This is a genomic window from Streptomyces sp. CB02009 (assembly GCF_001905825.1).
Lineage (GTDB): Bacteria > Actinomycetota > Actinomycetes > Streptomycetales > Streptomycetaceae > Streptomyces.
Map to the genome: position 1 here is coordinate 1,725 of NZ_LIVV01000034.1, position 269 is coordinate 1,993.

Sequence of the window (269 nt, forward strand, 5' to 3'; positions counted from 1 at the left end):
TCGGCGGCGAGCGCGTGGGTCATGGACTGGATGCCGCCCTTGCTGGCCGCGTAGGCCGCCATGTAGGGGTGCGCGAACATCGCCGAGGTGGAGGAGAAGTTCACGACGGCGGAGCCCTCGCCCTCCAGGAGCGCGGGGATCGACTCGCGGATCACCAGGAACGTGCCGGTGAGGTTGATCCGGATCACCTGCTCGAAGGAGTCGAGGCTCGTCTCGCGGGTGTGCGAGGAACGCAGGATGCCGGCCGCGTTGACCAGGACGTCCAGGCC

At 68.8% G+C, this 269-nt stretch carries 1 protein-coding gene; it reads right to left on the minus strand.

The features are described 5' to 3' along the window. Window positions 1-269: SDR family NAD(P)-dependent oxidoreductase (locus tag AMK27_RS40980; protein WP_143204975.1), on the minus strand; the 269-nt coding region annotated here is incomplete at both ends.